Origin of the sequence: Aeromicrobium sp. A1-2 (assembly GCF_003443875.1) — a bacterium.
Classification (GTDB): domain Bacteria; phylum Actinomycetota; class Actinomycetes; order Propionibacteriales; family Nocardioidaceae; genus Aeromicrobium.
Genome location: NZ_CP027482.1, coordinates 119,862 through 135,458 on the forward strand (window position 1 = coordinate 119,862; position 15,597 = coordinate 135,458).

Consider the following 15,597-nt stretch of genomic DNA (forward strand, 5'->3'; position numbering starts at 1 on the left):
AGGTTCTGCGCCGATGCCCGCGGCGTGGCTCACGACCCGCAGGGGACAATGCAGGGATGCGCCTCATCGACCTCCTGCCGTCCGGCACGACGACCGACGAGGATGTCGTCTACGACGCGATCACTCAGTGGGTCGACGACCGCGGACTGACCCTCTATCCCGCGCAGGACGAGGCGATTCTGGAGTGCGTCGCCGGGTCCAACGTGATCCTCGCGACGCCGACCGGGTCAGGCAAGAGCCTCGTCGCAACCGGGGCGATGGCCGCCGCGCTCGCACGGGGGGAGTGCAGCGTCTACACCGCGCCGATCAAGGCGTTGGTGAGTGAAAAGTTCTTCGACCTGTGCGAGATATTCGGTGCAGACAACGTCGGCATGGTGACGGGTGACGCCGCGGTCAACGCCGACGCCCCGATCATCGCCGCCACCGCCGAGATCCTCGCCAACATGGCCCTGCGCGAAGGTGCCAGTGCCGACATCGGGCTCGTCGTGATGGATGAGTTCCACTTCTATGCCGACCCTGATCGCGGCTGGGCCTGGCAGGTCCCGCTGATCGAGCTGCCGCGCGCACAGTTCCTGCTGATGTCGGCGACGCTCGGCGACACGACGAAGCTCGAGGCCGATCTGGCCAGGCGTACGGGCCGCGAGACCACGGTCGTCGCCTCGAGCGAGCGGCCCGTGCCGCTGGTCAGCGAGTACGTCACCTCGCCCGTGCAGGAGACCCTCGAGCAGCTGATTGAGACGGGTCAGACGCCGGTGTACGTCGTGCACTTCACCCAGCTCTCGGCCCTCGAGCGCGCGCAGGCGCTGACGAGCATCAAGGTCGCGACCCGCGAGGAACGCGACCTGATCGCCGAAGCGCTGGGCGACTTCCGGTTCTCGTCGGCATTCGGCAAGACACTCTCTCGGCTCATCCGGATGGGCGTCGGCGTCCACCACGCGGGCATGCTGCCCCGCTATCGCCGGCTCGTCGAGACGCTGACCCAGCGGGGCCTGCTCAAGGTCGTGTGCGGCACGGACACCCTCGGCGTGGGCATCAACGTCCCGATCCGGACCGTCCTGTTCAGTGGGCTCTCGAAGTACGACGGCACCCGGCAGCGGCAGCTCCAGGTGCGCGAGTTTCAGCAGATCGCCGGCCGGGCCGGTCGCGCCGGCTACGACACGATCGGTCACGTCGTCGTCGAGGCGCCCGAGCACGACATCGAGAACGCCCGACTGGTGCGCAAGGCCGGTGACGACCCGAAAAAGCTGCGCAGGGTCAACCGCAAGAAGGCCCCTGAAGGATTCGTCTCGTGGGGTCAGGGCACCTTCGAGAAGCTGTCGACCGGCACACCTGAGTCGCTCGTGTCCCGCATGAAGGTCAGCCACGCGATGGTGCTCGACGTCATCTCCCGACCCGGTGACGCGCGGGCTTCGCTCGAACGGCTCCTGCGCGAGAGTGGCGAGACCGAGGAGTCGCAGGATCGGATGCTCGCCGAGGTCGACGAGATCATTGCGGCGTTGCTGGCCGGGGAGGTCGTCGAGAGCATCGACCCACCCGACGCGGAGGGCCGTACGCTCCAGCTGACGATCGACCTGCAGGCCAACTTCGCCCTCAACCAGCCGCTGTCACCGTTCGCGGTCGCCGCGTTCGAGCTGTTCGACCGGGAGTCGCCGACGTACGCGCTCGACATCGTCTCGGTCGTCGAGTCGACGCTGGATGATCCGCGTCCGATCGTCAATGCTCAGCGGCATCGCGCGCGGGGCGAGGCGATCAACGAGATGAAGATGGACGGCATCGAGTACGACGAGCGGATGGAGCTGCTCGAGGAGATCACGCACCCCAAGCCACTGGAGGAGATGCTGACCGCGGCGTACGAGACGTATCGCGGTGGTCATCCGTGGGTTGCTGACCACGAGCTCCGGCCCAAGTCGGTCGTCCGCGAGATGTGGGAGCGGGCGATGACGTTCTCCGAGCTGATCGGCGACTATCAGCTCGCGCGATCCGAAGGGATGGTCCTGCGCTACCTCTCGGACGTCTACAAGACCCTGGGGCGGACGGTCCCCGAGCGAGTCCGCAATGATGAGCTGGAGGACCTGACCGAGTGGCTCGGCGAGCTCGTACGGCAGACCGACTCGAGCCTCCTGGACGAGTGGGAAGAGCTCATCAATCCCACGACTGACCCGGCCGAGGTCCGCGCCAAGGCCGACGGCAACGCTCCCCCGAGGCCCGTCACGGGCAACGCGCGGGCGTTCCGCGTCCTGGTCCGCAATGCGATGTTCCGCCGGGTCGAGCTCGCGGCCTTCGGCCGGTGGACCGCGCTGGCCGAGCTCGACGGCGAGGACGGCTGGGACGCCGCCGCGTGGATGGAGGCGATGGCGGCCTATCGCGAGGAGTACGACTCGATCGGCACCGGCCCGGGCTCGCGTGGCCCGGACCTGTTCATGGTCGAGGAGGGCGCGACAACCTGGACCGTCCGGCAGACCTTCGACGACCCCGAGGGTGACCGGGACTGGGGCATCACGGCCCAGGTCGACCTGGCCGAGAGCGACGAGATCGGCGAAGCCGCCGTCACGGTCCTCGAAGTCGGCCCGCGCTGATCACATCCCACTCAGCGGGAAGTGAGCTGCAGCGGGGCCTTGTCACCGGGCACGTTGGTGATGTTGCGCAGGTAGTTGGGGGCAGGCTTGGTCGCCGACACCTCGTAGCGCTGCAGCACCTCGCGCAGCACGACGGTGCCTTCCATCAGCGAGAACGCCGCACCGATGCACCGGCGCACGCCGCCGCCGAACGGCAGCCACATGTTGGGTGAGATCTTCTCGTCGATGAAGCGCTCCGGGATGTACTCGTGCGCGTCGGCCCAGTTCTCGTCGCGGCTGTGGGCCAGCATGATCGACGGCGCGACGGTGACGCCCCGGGGCAGCAGCCGGCCACCGACGACCTGGTCGCTCTTGAGAGTCCGGGCCACGAAGTCGATGATCGGGTGCACCCGCATGGCTTCCTTGAGGCAGGCCTCGAGGTACGCGTCGTCGCCGGTGTCCGCGGCGACCAGCGCCTTGGCCAGGACGTCCGGATGGCGACCGAGCTCGTGCAGCGTCCAGGACAGCGCAGACGCGGTGGTCTCGTGCCCCGCGAGCAGCAGCGTGATGAGCTGGTCGCGCAGCTCCTCGTCGGTCAGCGGCTGCTCGCCCGTCCCGTCCTCGGACGGCTCGGCGCCGACGCGCAGCAGACGTGACAGGACGTCGTCGCGACCCTCGAGGTCGTGTGCCTGGCGCCGTTCGGCGATCTCGGCGTAGAGCAGCTTGTCGACCTCGACCTGATTCTTGAAGTACGTGCTCCACGGCGGGAACTTGGTCAGCATCGGATACGACCAGGCCAGCAGCGTCTTGGCGCCGATGTTGACCATCGTGTTGACCTTGGGCCGCAGCACTGCGAGGCGTTCCTCATCGGTGACGCCGAACACGACCTGCAGGATGATGTCGAGCGTGACGGCATTCATCCGATCGAGCGTGACCAGCGTGTCTCCGTCGCGCCAGGAGTCGATCTCGACCTTGGCGATGGCCTCGACCAGCGGGCGGTAGCCCCGCATCGACGGGCCGGTGAAGGCGGGCATCAACAGCTTGCGAGCCCGCGCGTGCTCGGCGTCGTCGGTGAGCAGGACCGAGTGCTTGCCCATGACCGGCTTGAGGATCGCATTCGCCTCGCCCGCATGGAACTGTGACGGGTCGGAGGCGAAGATCTCCTTGACGTCGACGGGGTCGCTGAAGATCACGAGCGTCTCCGGACCGGGCAGGAGCCGCATCGAGAACGTGTCGCCGTACTTCGCATGCAGCTTGGGCATGTCGGAGTAACGGTTGCGCAGGAACTTCCAGGTCGTGAGCCACGGTGGCGTGGTCGGACCGTCGGGGATGTCGTACGCGGGGGAGTCGCTCATGGTCAGGCCGCCCGTTCCCACGCGAAGTCGGGCGCGTTGATCTTGCGGGTCTCCCACCAGTACTGGAAGGTGAACTTGGGCCAGATCGTGCGGTTCTTGCCCTGGCTGTCGAGGTACCACGACGTGCACCCACCCTGCGTCCAGATGCCCTTCTCGACGAGCTTTTGGATCTCGACGTTGAAGGCGGTCTGGGCCTCCTTGGTGGGCTCGGCGGCGACCGCGCCGCGGCGATCCATCTCGTCGAGCATCAAGATGATGAACTTGGTCTGCTGCTCGATCATGAAGACCACCGAGTTGTGGCCGAGAGCTGTGTTGGGGCCGAGCATGAAGTACAGGTTCGGGAAGCCGTTGATCGTCATGCCCATGTACGTCTCGACGCCGTTGTCGCGGAACTGCGTCGCGAGGTCGACGCCGTCCTTGCCCTTGATGTCGAGGTAGTCGAAGGCATCGATGACGTGGAAGCCCGTGCCGTAGATGATCACGTCGGCCTCGTGCTTGACGCCGTTGCTGTCGATCACACCGTCGCTCAGGATCTCCCGGACGCCGTCGGTGTTGAGCTCGACGTTGTCCCGCATGAACGTCGGGTAGTACGTGTTGGACTGCAGGACGCGCTTGCAGCCCAGCCGGTAGTCCGGCGTCAGCTTGGCCCGCAGCTCGGGGTCCGGGATCGAGGTGGCGAGGTAGCGCTTGACGATCTTCTCGGCGAACGGCAGCACGTTGAGGTGGCCGTTGAACGCGATCGCGCGAGCCTCGAGCGTCCAGTAGAGGGCGTTGCGGTACGCCCGCTGCGCTCCCGGGATCGTCCCGAAGGCCTTCTTGCGCCACTCGGGCGTCGGCTTGTCCTTCTTGGGCAGCACCCAGGCCGGTGTGCGCTGGAAGACCGTGAGCTGGTCGACCTCCTGCGCGATGATCGGGACGAACTGGATCGCGCTGGCGCCCGTGCCGATCACGACGACCTTCTTGCCCTTGAGGTCGACAGAGTGGTCCCACTCGGCGGAGTGGAACCTGGGTCCCTCGAAGGAGTCCGCGCCGGCAATCTCCGGGACATTGGGGATGTGGAGCCCGCCGACGCCCGCGACGATCACCCGCGCCTGGTAGTCCTCACCGTTCGTGCGGATGGTCCACAGCTTCTGGTCCTCGTCCCACGTCGCGCCCGTGACCTCGACGCCGAAGCTGATGTAGGGGCGGATGCCCTGCTCGTCGGCAACCTTGCGCATGTACGACCAGATCTCCTCCTGGCCGGAGAAGCTCTTGCTCCAGTCGGTGTTGAGCTCGTACGAGAACGAGTACATGTGGCTGGGGACGTCGCACTCGCAGCCGGGGTAGGTGTTGTCGCGCCACGTGCCGCCGACGTCGTGGGCCTTCTCGAGGACGACGAAGTCCTCACGCCCGGCCTTGCGGAGCTTCATGGCGGCGCCCATGCCGGAGAAGCCGGTGCCGATGATGACGATGTCCTTTTTGATCACCTTTCAGATACTATCGGTATCTGAGCATGATGCAAGACTGTTTCGGACCAAGTGGTCCGACGGGCGAGGGAGTGGCGAGTGACGGTGGACGGCGTGCGGATCAGCAGGGCGGAGCGTCAGGCGCAGACGCGCGAGAGCCTGATTGCTGTCGCCCGGGAGATGTTCTTGTCGGATGGCTACGCAGCGACCTCGCTGGACAAGGTCGCGGTGCGCGCCGGCTTCTCCAAGGGCGCGGTCTACTCCAACTTCGCCGGCAAGGAACAGCTCTGCATGGCGGTGCTCGACAGCATTCACGAGGAGCAGATCGAAGGCGTCGTCATGGCGTTCACCGCCGACACCGATCTCGACGGGCGGATCGAGGCCTTCGCGGCCTGGGCCAGAGAAGGCCTGGGCCAGCCGCGCTGGACGGCCCTCGAGGTGGAATTCGGCGCGATCGCGCGGCAGAGCCCCTACGTCGCGACCGAGCTGGTCAAGCGGCACCGCGAGATCCGCGCGGCGATCGCCGACCTCGTCCGCCAGGTGACGGCGGAGGCCGGTCTGGGTGACTCGGTCGACGCTGACCACGCCGCGACGGCACTGCTGAGCCTGGGCATCGGTCTGGGGACGCTACGGTCGCTGGACAGCACGATCGACGTCGGAGTGTTCGCCGACACGATGCGCGCGCTCCTCAAGAGCTCGACCGGCTGACCAGAGGCCGGCGGCCGAGCGGTGGCGTGACTCAGTAGCCGCCGTTGGCCTTGAAGCGGTCGTACGAGGCCTGGATCTCGGCCTCGGCCTCGATGCGACCGGTCCAAGTGGATCCCTCGACCGACTTGCCGGGCTCGAGGTCCTTGTAGACCGTGAAGAAGTGCTCGATCTCGAGCCGGTCGAACTCGGGCACGTGGTGGATGTCGCGCAGGTGCTCCTGGCGAGGATCCTTGGCGGGGACACACAGGACCTTGTCGTCGCCGCCGGCCTCGTCGGTCATGCGGAACATGCCGATCGTGCGGCACGAGATGACGCAACCCGGGAACGTCGGCTCGGACAGCAGGACGAGCGCGTCAAGCGGATCGCTGTCCATGCCGAGGCTGTCGTCGATGAAGCCGTAGTCGGCCGGGTACTGCGTGGCGGTGAACAGCGTGCGGTCGAGGCGAATGCGATGCGACGCGTGGTCGACCTCGTACTTGTTGCGGCTGCCCTTGGGGATCTCCACGGTGACGTCGAAAATCACTGGTGCCTCCGGCGGTTGAATTTTGGCTGCGCGTGCCATGCGGCACCGCGCGATGTGTTCTCTATAGTCTGGCCCATGTGGCCGCTCCGAATGAAACCAGGGTCTCGCGGCCCCGCGGTGGCATCCTCATCCCGGCCGTCGTGCTGGCTCTTGTCGTGGCGCTCGGCATCGTGCTGTGGCAGCGCGGCTCCCTCAACGCCCTGATCTGCGACGGCGACTGCGGGCCGTCCAACGTCATCCCTCCCGCAATGCTCACGACGGACTCGACCCCTGACCCTGAGGTGGTGGTGCAGGCCAGCGCCGGTGATCTCGATCCGGCCAAGGTCGCGGCAGCGATCAAGTCCGGGCTGGGCGCACCCGTGCTCGGATCCCGGGTGGGCTATTCCGCGATCTCTCCGGCAGACGGACGCGAGATCGCGTCATCGGGCACGACGGCCTACATCCCGGCCTCGACGACCAAGGTGCTCACGAGCTTCGCCGCGCTGTCCCTGATCGACCCGCAGACGACTTTCGCGACCCGTGTCATGCAGCAGGGCGACCGCATCGTGCTGGTCGGCGGTGGCGATCCCTATCTGGTGACGAAGATCAGCAAGAAGCCCGATCGGGCGGTCAAGGCCGACCTGACGACGCTGGCCCGACAGGTGGCCGCAGCGTTGAAGGAGTCGGGTTCGACGACCGTCCGGCTGGGGTTCGACGAGTCGTTGTTCACCGGACCGGCAGCGAGCCCCACGTGGGAGCCGTCCTACGTCAGCGAGAACATCGCGACCCCCGTGAGCGCACTCTGGGTCGACCAGGGGGTCGAGGGCGGGGTGCGCGCGAAGGAGCCGGCCGCGGCCGCGGCCAGGAAGTTCGCTGGGCTGCTGTCCGACCGAGGGATCACGGTGTCGGGTGATCCGGTGGCCGCCGAGGCTCCCGCCGGTGCCGCCACGATCGGCGTGGCAGACAGCGCGACCGTGGCAAGGATCGTCGAGCGGCTGGTGCGCACCAGCGACAACGAGGCCGCCGAGGTCATGCTGCGCCAGCTGGCCCTGGCGGCCGACCAGCCCGCGACGTTCGACGGTGGCACGGCCGCGGTGACGAACGTCCTGGAGGCTGCCGACGTCGACACAGCAGGTCTCGTGCTCCGCGACGGCAGCGGCCTGTCCCGGTCCAATCGCATCGCGCCGCGAACCCTGGCCGAGACGATCAACGTCGCGGCGACGACAACCCGCACATCAGGACTGCTCCCGGACCTGCCGGTCAGCGGCTTCACCGGCACCCTGGTCGACCGATTCGCGCGGCTCACGACGTCGTTGGGCACGGTCCGGGCCAAGACCGGGACCCTGTCCGGCGTGCACTCGTTGGCCGGTTTCGCTCTCGACTCCGGCGGGCGTCCGGTCGTGTTCGCGCTGATGGCCGATCGCACCGACCGGGCCGAGCCGTTGGCGGCCCAGGCCGCGCTGGACCGCGTCGCGGCGTCGATCGCGGCATGTGACTGCGGGGCCTGAGTCAGCCTCGCGGCTACCGCTCAGGCCGTAGGTTGGTCGCATGATCGATTGGAAGTTCGCTCTCTCGACGGCGACGAAGCTGTCGAAGCCAGGCCCCGTCGTGTCGGAGGCCGAGGTCGCCGAGGCGGTGGCGGAGCTCCGGGAGGGAGCTGCCCGGTCCGAGGCGCCGGTCCGCGAGTTCAGCGATCTGCACGCCACGTCCGCCACGGCACCGGTTCTCGTGATCGATCGGCCGCGTTGGATCGAGGCCAACCTCGACACGTTCCGGCTCGTCATGGACCCCGTGGCAGCCAAGCTCGCCGAGTCCAACAAGATGCCGACCGGGATGGCCCGGACGGTCGGCGAGAAGATCAGCGGTGCCGAGCTCGGCGCCCTGATGTCATTCATGTCCTCCAAGGTGCTGGGACAGTTCGACCCGTTCTGGAGCGGCCCCGATGGGGAAGCCGGCAGGTTGCTGCTGGTCGCGCCCAACATCGTGCAGGCCGAGCGCCAGCTCGACGTCGATCCCCACGACTTCCGTCTCTGGGTGTGCCTGCACGAGGAGACGCACCGGGTGCAGTTCACGGCTGTTGACTGGATGCGGGGCCACCTGCGGTCGTTGCTCGACGAGTTCGTGGACGCGACCGACCTCGACGCCTCCGCGTTGTCGTCGCTGGTCACCGAGGGGCTGGGCGAAGCGATCCGGATCGTCCGGGGTGACTCCGAGGCCTCATTGGCCGAGCTGTTCCAAAATGACAAGCAGCGCGAGATCGTCGACAGGATGACCGGCATCATGTCGCTGCTGGAGGGCCATGCCGATGTCGTGATGGATGGGGTCGGGCCCGAGGTCATCCCGACCGTGGCGGACATCCGCCGCAAATTCACCCAGCGGCGCAAGAGCGCCGGAGGCCTCGACCTCGTCCTGCGGCGGCTGCTTGGTCTCGACGCCAAGATGCGGCAGTACCGCGACGGTGCCGTGTTCGTGCGCGAGGTCAACGAAGTCGTGGGCCTCTCGGGATTCAACGCGGTCTGGGCCGAGCCCGCCAACCTGCCGACCGCCACGGAGATCCTCGATCCTGCGTCGTGGGTCTCCCGCGTGCACGGCTAGATCGTATGGGCGGCGCTCTGGACCGCGCGGTCGCGACGGGTCGCAACCTGGTGCGTGCCGCGCTGCTCGACCTCGGACCCGGCAGCCGGCTCGTCGTCGGGGTCTCGGGCGGGGCCGACTCGCTGGCGCTGGCGGCCGTGACGGCGTTCGTGGCCGATCGGGCGTCGTACGAGCTGATCGCCGTGATCGTCGACCACCAGCTCCAGTCCGGATCGGGCCAGGTGGCTGCCACAGCCGCTGGCCAGCTCCGCGACCTCGGTGTCGAGACCGAGGTCGTGCGTGTCGACGTCGGTCGGCACGGCGGTCCTGAGGCCGCGGCCCGGCGAGCTCGGCACGAGGCGCTGCAGCGTTCGGCGCCCGATGCGGTTCTGCTCGGGCACACGCTTGACGACCAGGCAGAGACCGTGCTGCTCGGACTGGGCAGGGGATCGGGACCGCGCTCGATCGCCGGGATGCCGCCGAGCGACGGGATGACCCGCCGGCCGTTCCTGGCGCTGCGCCGCGCCGATACCGAACGCATCTGCCGTGCGCATGGCCTGCAGTGGTGGACCGATCCGCACAACTCCGATCCGGCCTACCGCCGGTCCCGCATCCGCGCCGAGGTCATGCCGGTCCTCGAGGATGTCCTGGGCGGCGGGGTCGCCGAGGCCCTCGCACGTACGGCCGAGCAGGTGCGGGCCGACGGTGCGTACCTCGACGCGCTCGCAGCGGACGTCAGCTGCCCGCTCGAGGTCTCGACGCTCCTGGCCCTCGCGCCGGCGATCCGTTCGAGGGCCCTGCGCCGCACCGCGCTCGAAGCAGGCGTCGACGGCTCCGCGTTGACCTCGACGCATCTCGGCGAGCTCGACCGACTCGTCACCGACTGGCGCGGGCAGCAGCGGATTGAGCTGCCCGGCGGGCTCGCGTGCGTACGGGTGGGGGATGTCCTGTCGTACGTCAGGACCCCTGTGGGAGGCTGAACCCGTGGACCAGACACATGTCGCAGACGACCTCGAGCTCGACCAGACCCTGTTCACGGAAGAGCAGATCGTCTCCCGACTCAAGGAGATGGCCGTTCAGATCGAGATCGACTACGCGGGCAAGGACATCCTGCTCGTCGGAGTCCTCAAGGGCGCGGTGATGGTCATGGCCGATCTTGCCCGCAGCCTGGACCGGCATGTCGAGATGGACTGGATGGCGGTGTCGTCCTACGGGTCGGGCACCAAGTCGTCCGGGGTGGTGCGGATCCTCAAGGATCTCGACACCGATCTGGAGGGTCGGCACGTCCTGATCGTCGAGGACATCATCGACACCGGACTCACGCTGTCCTGGCTCATCACCAACCTGCGGTCGCGCGGCCCGGCGTCCGTCGAGATCGCGACGCTGCTGCGCAAGCCCGACGCGCAGCAGATGGACGTCGAGGTCAAGTACGTCGGTTTCGACATCCCCAACGCATTCGTCGTGGGCTACGGACTGGACTTCAACGAGAAGTACCGCAACCTGCGCTGCATCGGCACCCTCGCGCCACACGTCTACTCCTGACACGGCTGTCCCTGCACTGATTTTGGGGAACCATCGAGCCCGGACAACTCGTTCCACAGGTGGACGGTGCTGCGTGTACCGTCTCCTTACCGACAAGCGCACAGGAGGAGTGGACCCGCTCCACGCCCGTACATGAATTTCAAACGCCTCATCAAGGGCCCCTGGCTCTGGATCTTCGTCATCACCCTTGTCGTGATCGCGATCGTGACCGCTTCCTCGAGCGCCGACGGCTACAAGACCGTCAAGACCGCCACCATGGTCAGCTACCTGGAGGACGGCAAGGTCAAGGATGTCACCTTCATCGACGGTGACCAGCAGATCCAGGCGACGCTCACCGACGGCAAGAAGGTCAAGAGCAAGTACCTCGGCGAGCAGGGTGCGCGACTCGTTGAGCAGGCTGAGACGGCGGTGGCGGACAAGAAGCTCAAGACCTTCGACGTCGAGGTTCCCAAGTCCAACCCGTTCCTGAGCCTGCTGATCGGCATCCTCCCGGTCATCCTGATCTTCGTCCTGATCATCTACATGATGAACAACGCGGCGGGCGGCGGCGGCCGGGTCATGCAGTTCGCCAAGTCCAAGGCCAAGCTCATGACCAAGGACACGCCCAAGACCACGTTCTCCGACGTCGCAGGCTGCGACGAGGCGATCGAGGAGCTGAGCGAGATCAAGGAGTTCCTCCAGGAACCCGCGAAGTTCCAGGCGGTCGGGGCCAAGATCCCCAAGGGCGTCCTGCTCTACGGCCCTCCCGGCACCGGCAAGACGCTGCTCGCGCGCGCGGTCGCGGGTGAGGCGGGCGTCCCGTTCTACTCGATCTCCGGCTCGGACTTCGTCGAGATGTTCGTCGGCGTCGGCGCCAGCCGGGTCCGCGACCTGTTCGAGCAGGCCAAGGAGAACGCCCCGGCGATCGTCTTCATCGACGAGATCGACGCTGTCGGCCGGCACCGTGGCACCGGCATGGGTGGCGGCCACGACGAGCGTGAGCAGACCCTCAACCAGCTGCTCGTCGAGATGGACGGCTTCGACGTCCGTGGCGGGGTCATCCTGATCGCGGCGACCAACCGTCCCGACGTCCTGGATCCTGCGCTGCTGCGCCCGGGTCGTTTCGACCGGCAGATCGGCGTCGAGGCGCCCGACCTGGCCGGACGCACCCAGATCCTCAAGGTCCACTCGCGCGGCAAGCCCATCGCACCGGGCGTCGACCTGGAGGCCGTCGGCAGGCGTACGCCCGGATTCTCCGGCGCGGACCTGGCCAACGTGCTCAACGAGGCCGCTCTGCTGACCGCCCGCAACGGCGCCAAGACGATCGACAACGCCGCGCTGGACGAGGCGATCGACCGGGTCATTTCCGGCCCGCAGAAGCGCAGCCGGCTGATGAACGAGAACGAACGGCGCATCACGGCCTACCACGAGGGCGGCCATGCCCTCGTTGCCGCGGCGCTCCCGCAGAGCGATCCCGTGCACAAGATCACGATCCTGCCGCGGGGCCGGGCGCTGGGCTACACCATGGTGCTGCCCGACGAGGACAAGTACTCCCAGACGCGCGCCGAGCTGCTCGACAAGCTCGCCTACATGATGGGTGGCCGCGCGGCCGAGGAGCTGGTCTTCCACGACCCGACCACGGGTGCCGGCAACGACATCGAGAAGGCCACCGGCCTGGCCCGCGCGATGGTGACGCAGTACGGCATGACCGAGCGGCTCGGCGCGGTGCGTCTCGGCGAGAACGAGGGTCAACCGTTCCTCGGCCGCGACATCGGGCACGCCCGCAACTACTCCGAGGCCGTTGCGGCCGTGGTCGACGAGGAGATCAACAAGCTGATCTCGTTCGCCCACCAGGAGGCGTTCGACATCCTCAACGAGAACCGGCACGTGCTGGATGCCCTGGTCACTGAGCTGTTGGAGAAGGAGACGCTCGACAAGGCGCAGGTCGCCGAGATCTTCAAGCCGTTGCAGCGCCGCGCGATCCGCCCGGCCTGGACCGGTTCTGACACCCGCGTGCCGGACACCCGTCCGCCCGTCGACACGATCGCCGGTCGGTCCTACAGCGGACAGAACGGCACGCCCATCGTGGTCGGACCCGACGCAGGTGTCGACGCTCCGCCGCCGGCCGGGCCTGACGTCCACGGTGACCCGGGGCTTTCGTGACGGTTGACCGGCCGCGCGCCGAGGCGGCGATCCGGGAGCTGTTGATCGCGGTCGGGGAGGATCCCGACCGCGAGGGCCTGCGGGACACCCCGGCGCGCGTCGCCAAGTCGTACGAGGAGCTGCTCGCCGGGCTCGACCAGAGTCCGGAGGACGTCCTGACCGCGGTCTTCGAGGTTGGTCACGACGAGCTCGTGCTGGTCAAGGACATCGAGATGTGGTCGATGTGCGAGCACCACCTGGTGCCGTTCTTCGGTGTCGCCCACGTGGGCTACATCCCGACCGACGGCGGCCGGGTGACGGGCCTGTCCAAGCTCGCGCGGGTCGTCGACGTGTACGCCCGTCGCCCGCAGGTGCAGGAGCGGCTCACGACGCAGATCGCGGACGCGCTCATCACCCACCTCAATCCCCGCGGCGTCATCGTCGTGATCGAGGCCGAGCACCTGTGCATGACGATGCGGGGTGTCCGCAAGGGCGGCGCGAGGACCGTCACGAGTGCCGTGCGCGGTCAGCTGCGCGATCCGGCGACCCGCGCGGAGGCCATGGGCCTCATCACGGCACGCTAGTGGTGTGATGCTTGGACTGCCTGACGACCGCTGCCTCGTGATGGGGGTCGTCAACGTGACGCCTGACTCGTTCTCGGACGGGGGCAGGTGGCTCGACGCGGACACCGCGATCCGGCACGGCATCGATCTGGTCTCCGAGGGCGCCGACCTGGTTGATGTCGGGGGCGAGTCGACAAGACCCGGGGCGATCAGGATCGATGGCGATGAGGAGCTGCGCCGGGTCATCCCGGTCATCCGCGGCCTGGTCGCGGAGGGCATCGCGGTGTCGGTCGACACGATGCGGGCATCGACTGCGCGCGAGTCGCTGGAGGCCGGCGCGTCGATCGTCAACGATGTCTCCGGAGGGCGGGCCGATCCCGACATGATGGCGCTGGCGGCGCAGACCGGATCACCGATCGTGTTGATGCACTGGCGCGAGCACTCCGCCGTGATGCAACAGCACACGCACTACGACGACCTCGTCGAGGACATCACCCGGGAACTCGTGGTGCAGGTCAACGCGGCGGTGCACGCCGGCGTCGACCCCGAGCGGATCATCCTCGATCCCGGCCTGGGCTTCTCCAAGACGGGTGACCAGAACTGGACGGTCCTGGCACGCCTGGATGCCTTCGTGGCGCTGCGCCACCCGCTGCTCGTGGCCGCGTCCCGCAAACGATTCCTGGGTGAGTTGCTGTCCGATGGTGACGAGCTGCGGCCCACCGACCGCCGTGACGATGGAACCGCCGCGATCACCACGCTGGCCGCCCGGGCGGGGGCCTGGTGCGTGCGCGTTCACGACCCTGCAGCCTCGGCCGATGCCGTACGCGTGGTCGCTCGACTCGGTCGCGAGGCGCGATGAACGCGACCGTGCTCGCCGTCCATGGGGCGTTCTACGACGCCGTGGAGACCGGCGACGTCGACCTGATGGCCTCGCTCTGGGTCGACGACGCAGAAACGTCATGCGTCCACCCCGGCGCGCTTCCCCTCCGCGGGACGGCGCAGGTCCTGCGCTCGTGGACCGTGCTGATGGCCAATGTCGGCTACATCCAGTTCTTCCTGACCGACATCCAGGTCGTGACCTTCCCGCGTGGCGCGGACGAGCCCACGACCGCGTTGGTCAGCTGCACCGAGAACATCCTCTCCGGCGAGGGGTTGGTCTCTCCCGAGGCATTCTCGGGGGGCAAGGCGGTGTGCACCAGCATCTTGGTCAGCCGGCCGGGCGGGTGGAAGTTCTGGTCCCGCCACGCCTCGCCGATCGCCGAGCTCATCGTCCCTGACACGAAGGACTGATCCATGATTCCCGACGGACTCGACCGCATCGACCTGCGCGGGATCTCCGCCCATGGGCATCACGGGGTGTTTCCGGAGGAGCGCCGCGACGGGCAGAAGTTCATCCTCGACGTGAGCCTCGGGCTGGACCTTGGACCCGCCGCGCGTGAGCACGACCTGACCAAGACGGTGCACTACGGAGTCCTGGCACAGCAGGTGCATGACGCCATCGTGGGGGAGCCGGTCGACCTGATTGAGACGTTGGCGCTTCGTGTGGTGGACTTGTGCCTGGCCGAAGAGTCGGTCCGATGGGCTAGCGTGACGGTGCACAAGCCGGAGGCGCCCATCAAGGTGGCGTTCGACGATGTCGCCGTGACGATAGAGCGGAGCAAACTGTGACCGAAGCGCCAACACCGTACGTCCTGGACGCGGACACCATGACCGGCGGGATGCGACCCATCCGCCAGGCGGTCCTGTCGCTCGGCTCCAACCTGGGCGATCGGCACGGCAAGCTTCAGGGTGGAGTCTCGGCACTCGAGGACACCCCTGAGGTCACCGTCGTCGCAATCTCCTCGGTCTACGAGACCGATCCGCTGGAGGCCACCGCGCAGTCCGGCAAGTTCCTCAACGCCGTCGTGCTGATCGACACGACCCTGACGGTCCACACGCTGCTGGACCGCGCGCTCGCGATCGAGGACGCATTCGGTCGCGAACGCTCCGAGCAGGGTGCGCCTCGCACGCTCGACGTCGACCTGATCGTGGTCGGACCCCGTGTCGCCGACGACGAGTCGCTCAAGCTGCCGCACCCCCGTGCGCACGAGCGTGGATTCGTGCTCGTCCCGTGGCTCGAGATCGACCCCGAGGGCGAGATCCCCGGCAAGGGCTTCGTCGCCGATCTGCTGACCGGAGTCGACACCTCGGGTGTCCACAAGCGCGAGGACCTCGAGATCATCCTGTGATCAC

Annotated in this window: 15 protein-coding genes; 12 read left to right on the plus strand and 3 right to left on the minus strand. The window is 67.7% G+C overall.

Annotated elements, in window-relative coordinates; genetic code table 11:
• The first annotated feature begins 56 nt into the window (after positions 1 to 56).
• Positions 57 to 2,576, plus strand: a complete 2,520-nt coding sequence (locus C6I20_RS00555; RefSeq protein ID WP_118394180.1) for an RNA helicase — start codon at positions 57 to 59, stop codon at positions 2,574 to 2,576.
• A gap of 11 nt (positions 2,577 to 2,587) precedes the next feature.
• On the opposite strand, the gene C6I20_RS00560 is transcribed toward C6I20_RS00555, so the two are convergent.
• Positions 2,588 to 3,910, minus strand: a complete 1,323-nt coding sequence (locus tag C6I20_RS00560) for a cytochrome P450 (protein ID WP_118398390.1) — start codon at positions 3,908 to 3,910, stop codon at positions 2,588 to 2,590.
• Between the two features lie 2 nt (positions 3,911 to 3,912).
• Positions 3,913 to 5,376: an NAD(P)/FAD-dependent oxidoreductase gene (locus C6I20_RS00565; protein WP_118394181.1), complete on the minus strand. Its 1,464-nt coding sequence runs from the start codon at positions 5,374 to 5,376 to the stop codon at positions 3,913 to 3,915.
• 78 nt (positions 5,377 to 5,454) lie between these two features.
• On the opposite strand from C6I20_RS00565, the gene C6I20_RS00570 reads away from it, so the two are divergent.
• Entirely contained in the window at positions 5,455 to 6,063 is a 609-nt protein-coding gene (locus C6I20_RS00570) for a TetR/AcrR family transcriptional regulator (RefSeq protein WP_254052195.1), read from the plus strand.
• A gap of 31 nt (positions 6,064 to 6,094) precedes the next feature.
• Here C6I20_RS00570 and C6I20_RS00575 read toward each other — a convergent pair whose 3' ends face one another.
• Positions 6,095 to 6,586 carry an inorganic diphosphatase gene (locus C6I20_RS00575; RefSeq protein ID WP_118394182.1) on the minus strand — a complete coding sequence of 164 codons (492 nt, stop codon included), beginning with the start codon at positions 6,584 to 6,586 and terminating at the stop codon, positions 6,095 to 6,097.
• Between the two features lie 77 nt (positions 6,587 to 6,663).
• Here C6I20_RS00575 and dacB point away from each other — a divergent pair, with 77 nt between their 5' ends.
• From dacB to folK, 10 genes are all read left to right on the plus strand, one after another.
• Complete coding sequence (dacB, locus tag C6I20_RS00580) at positions 6,664 to 8,073, plus strand: D-alanyl-D-alanine carboxypeptidase/D-alanyl-D-alanine-endopeptidase (protein WP_118394183.1); 1,410 nt, start codon at positions 6,664 to 6,666, stop codon at positions 8,071 to 8,073.
• A 40-nt stretch (positions 8,074 to 8,113) separates the two neighbouring features.
• Entirely contained in the window at positions 8,114 to 9,160 is a 1,047-nt protein-coding gene (locus C6I20_RS00585) for a zinc-dependent metalloprotease (protein ID WP_118394184.1), read from the plus strand.
• A 5-nt stretch (positions 9,161 to 9,165) separates the two neighbouring features.
• Positions 9,166 to 10,119, plus strand: a complete 954-nt coding sequence (gene tilS, locus C6I20_RS00590) for a tRNA lysidine(34) synthetase TilS (RefSeq protein WP_118394185.1) — start codon at positions 9,166 to 9,168, stop codon at positions 10,117 to 10,119.
• A 4-nt stretch (positions 10,120 to 10,123) separates the two neighbouring features.
• The gene (gene hpt / locus C6I20_RS00595; protein ID WP_118394186.1) at positions 10,124 to 10,681 is read left to right on the plus strand and encodes a hypoxanthine phosphoribosyltransferase; all 558 of its coding nucleotides are present in this window, start codon (positions 10,124 to 10,126) and stop codon (positions 10,679 to 10,681) included.
• A gap of 132 nt (positions 10,682 to 10,813) precedes the next feature.
• Entirely contained in the window at positions 10,814 to 12,823 is a 2,010-nt protein-coding gene (gene ftsH / locus C6I20_RS00600) for an ATP-dependent zinc metalloprotease FtsH (protein ID WP_118394187.1), read from the plus strand.
• The gene (folE, locus tag C6I20_RS00605; RefSeq protein ID WP_118394188.1) at positions 12,820 to 13,386 is read left to right on the plus strand and encodes a GTP cyclohydrolase I FolE; all 567 of its coding nucleotides are present in this window, start codon (positions 12,820 to 12,822) and stop codon (positions 13,384 to 13,386) included. The genes ftsH and folE overlap by 4 nt, the downstream gene beginning before the upstream one ends.
• A 7-nt stretch (positions 13,387 to 13,393) precedes the next feature.
• Positions 13,394 to 14,224 (plus strand): dihydropteroate synthase, encoded by an 831-nt coding sequence (gene folP, locus C6I20_RS00610; RefSeq protein WP_174232960.1) that lies wholly within the window; start codon positions 13,394 to 13,396, stop codon positions 14,222 to 14,224.
• Complete coding sequence (locus C6I20_RS00615; protein ID WP_118394190.1) at positions 14,221 to 14,655, plus strand: nuclear transport factor 2 family protein; 435 nt, start codon at positions 14,221 to 14,223, stop codon at positions 14,653 to 14,655. The genes folP and C6I20_RS00615 overlap by 4 nt, the downstream gene beginning before the upstream one ends.
• Before the next feature lie 3 nt (positions 14,656 to 14,658).
• A complete protein-coding gene (folB, locus tag C6I20_RS00620) occupies positions 14,659 to 15,033 on the plus strand; it encodes a dihydroneopterin aldolase (protein WP_118394191.1) in 375 nt (124 codons plus the stop codon).
• Positions 15,030 to 15,593: a 2-amino-4-hydroxy-6-hydroxymethyldihydropteridine diphosphokinase gene (gene folK / locus C6I20_RS00625; RefSeq protein ID WP_118394192.1), complete on the plus strand. Its 564-nt coding sequence runs from the start codon at positions 15,030 to 15,032 to the stop codon at positions 15,591 to 15,593. Before folB ends, folK begins: the two co-directional genes overlap by 4 nt.
• Positions 15,594 to 15,597 lie beyond the last annotated feature (4 nt).

Excerpts from the sequence above, each read along its gene's own strand:
- C6I20_RS00555 (WP_118394180.1), top strand. The coding sequence starts at position 57 with ATGCGCCTCATCGACCTCCTGCCGTCCGGCACGACGACCGACGAGGAT.
- C6I20_RS00560 (WP_118398390.1), bottom strand. The coding sequence starts at position 3,910 with ATGAGCGACTCCCCCGCGTACGACATCCCCGACGGTCCGACCACGCCA.
- C6I20_RS00585 (WP_118394184.1), top strand. The coding sequence starts at position 8,114 with ATGATCGATTGGAAGTTCGCTCTCTCGACGGCGACGAAGCTGTCGAAG.
- tilS (WP_118394185.1), top strand. The coding sequence starts at position 9,166 with ATGGGCGGCGCTCTGGACCGCGCGGTCGCGACGGGTCGCAACCTGGTG.
- ftsH (WP_118394187.1), top strand. The coding sequence starts at position 10,814 with ATGAATTTCAAACGCCTCATCAAGGGCCCCTGGCTCTGGATCTTCGTC.
- folP (WP_174232960.1), top strand. The coding sequence starts at position 13,394 with ATGCTTGGACTGCCTGACGACCGCTGCCTCGTGATGGGGGTCGTCAAC.
- C6I20_RS00615 (WP_118394190.1), top strand. The coding sequence starts at position 14,221 with ATGAACGCGACCGTGCTCGCCGTCCATGGGGCGTTCTACGACGCCGTG.
- folB (WP_118394191.1), top strand. The coding sequence starts at position 14,659 with ATGATTCCCGACGGACTCGACCGCATCGACCTGCGCGGGATCTCCGCC.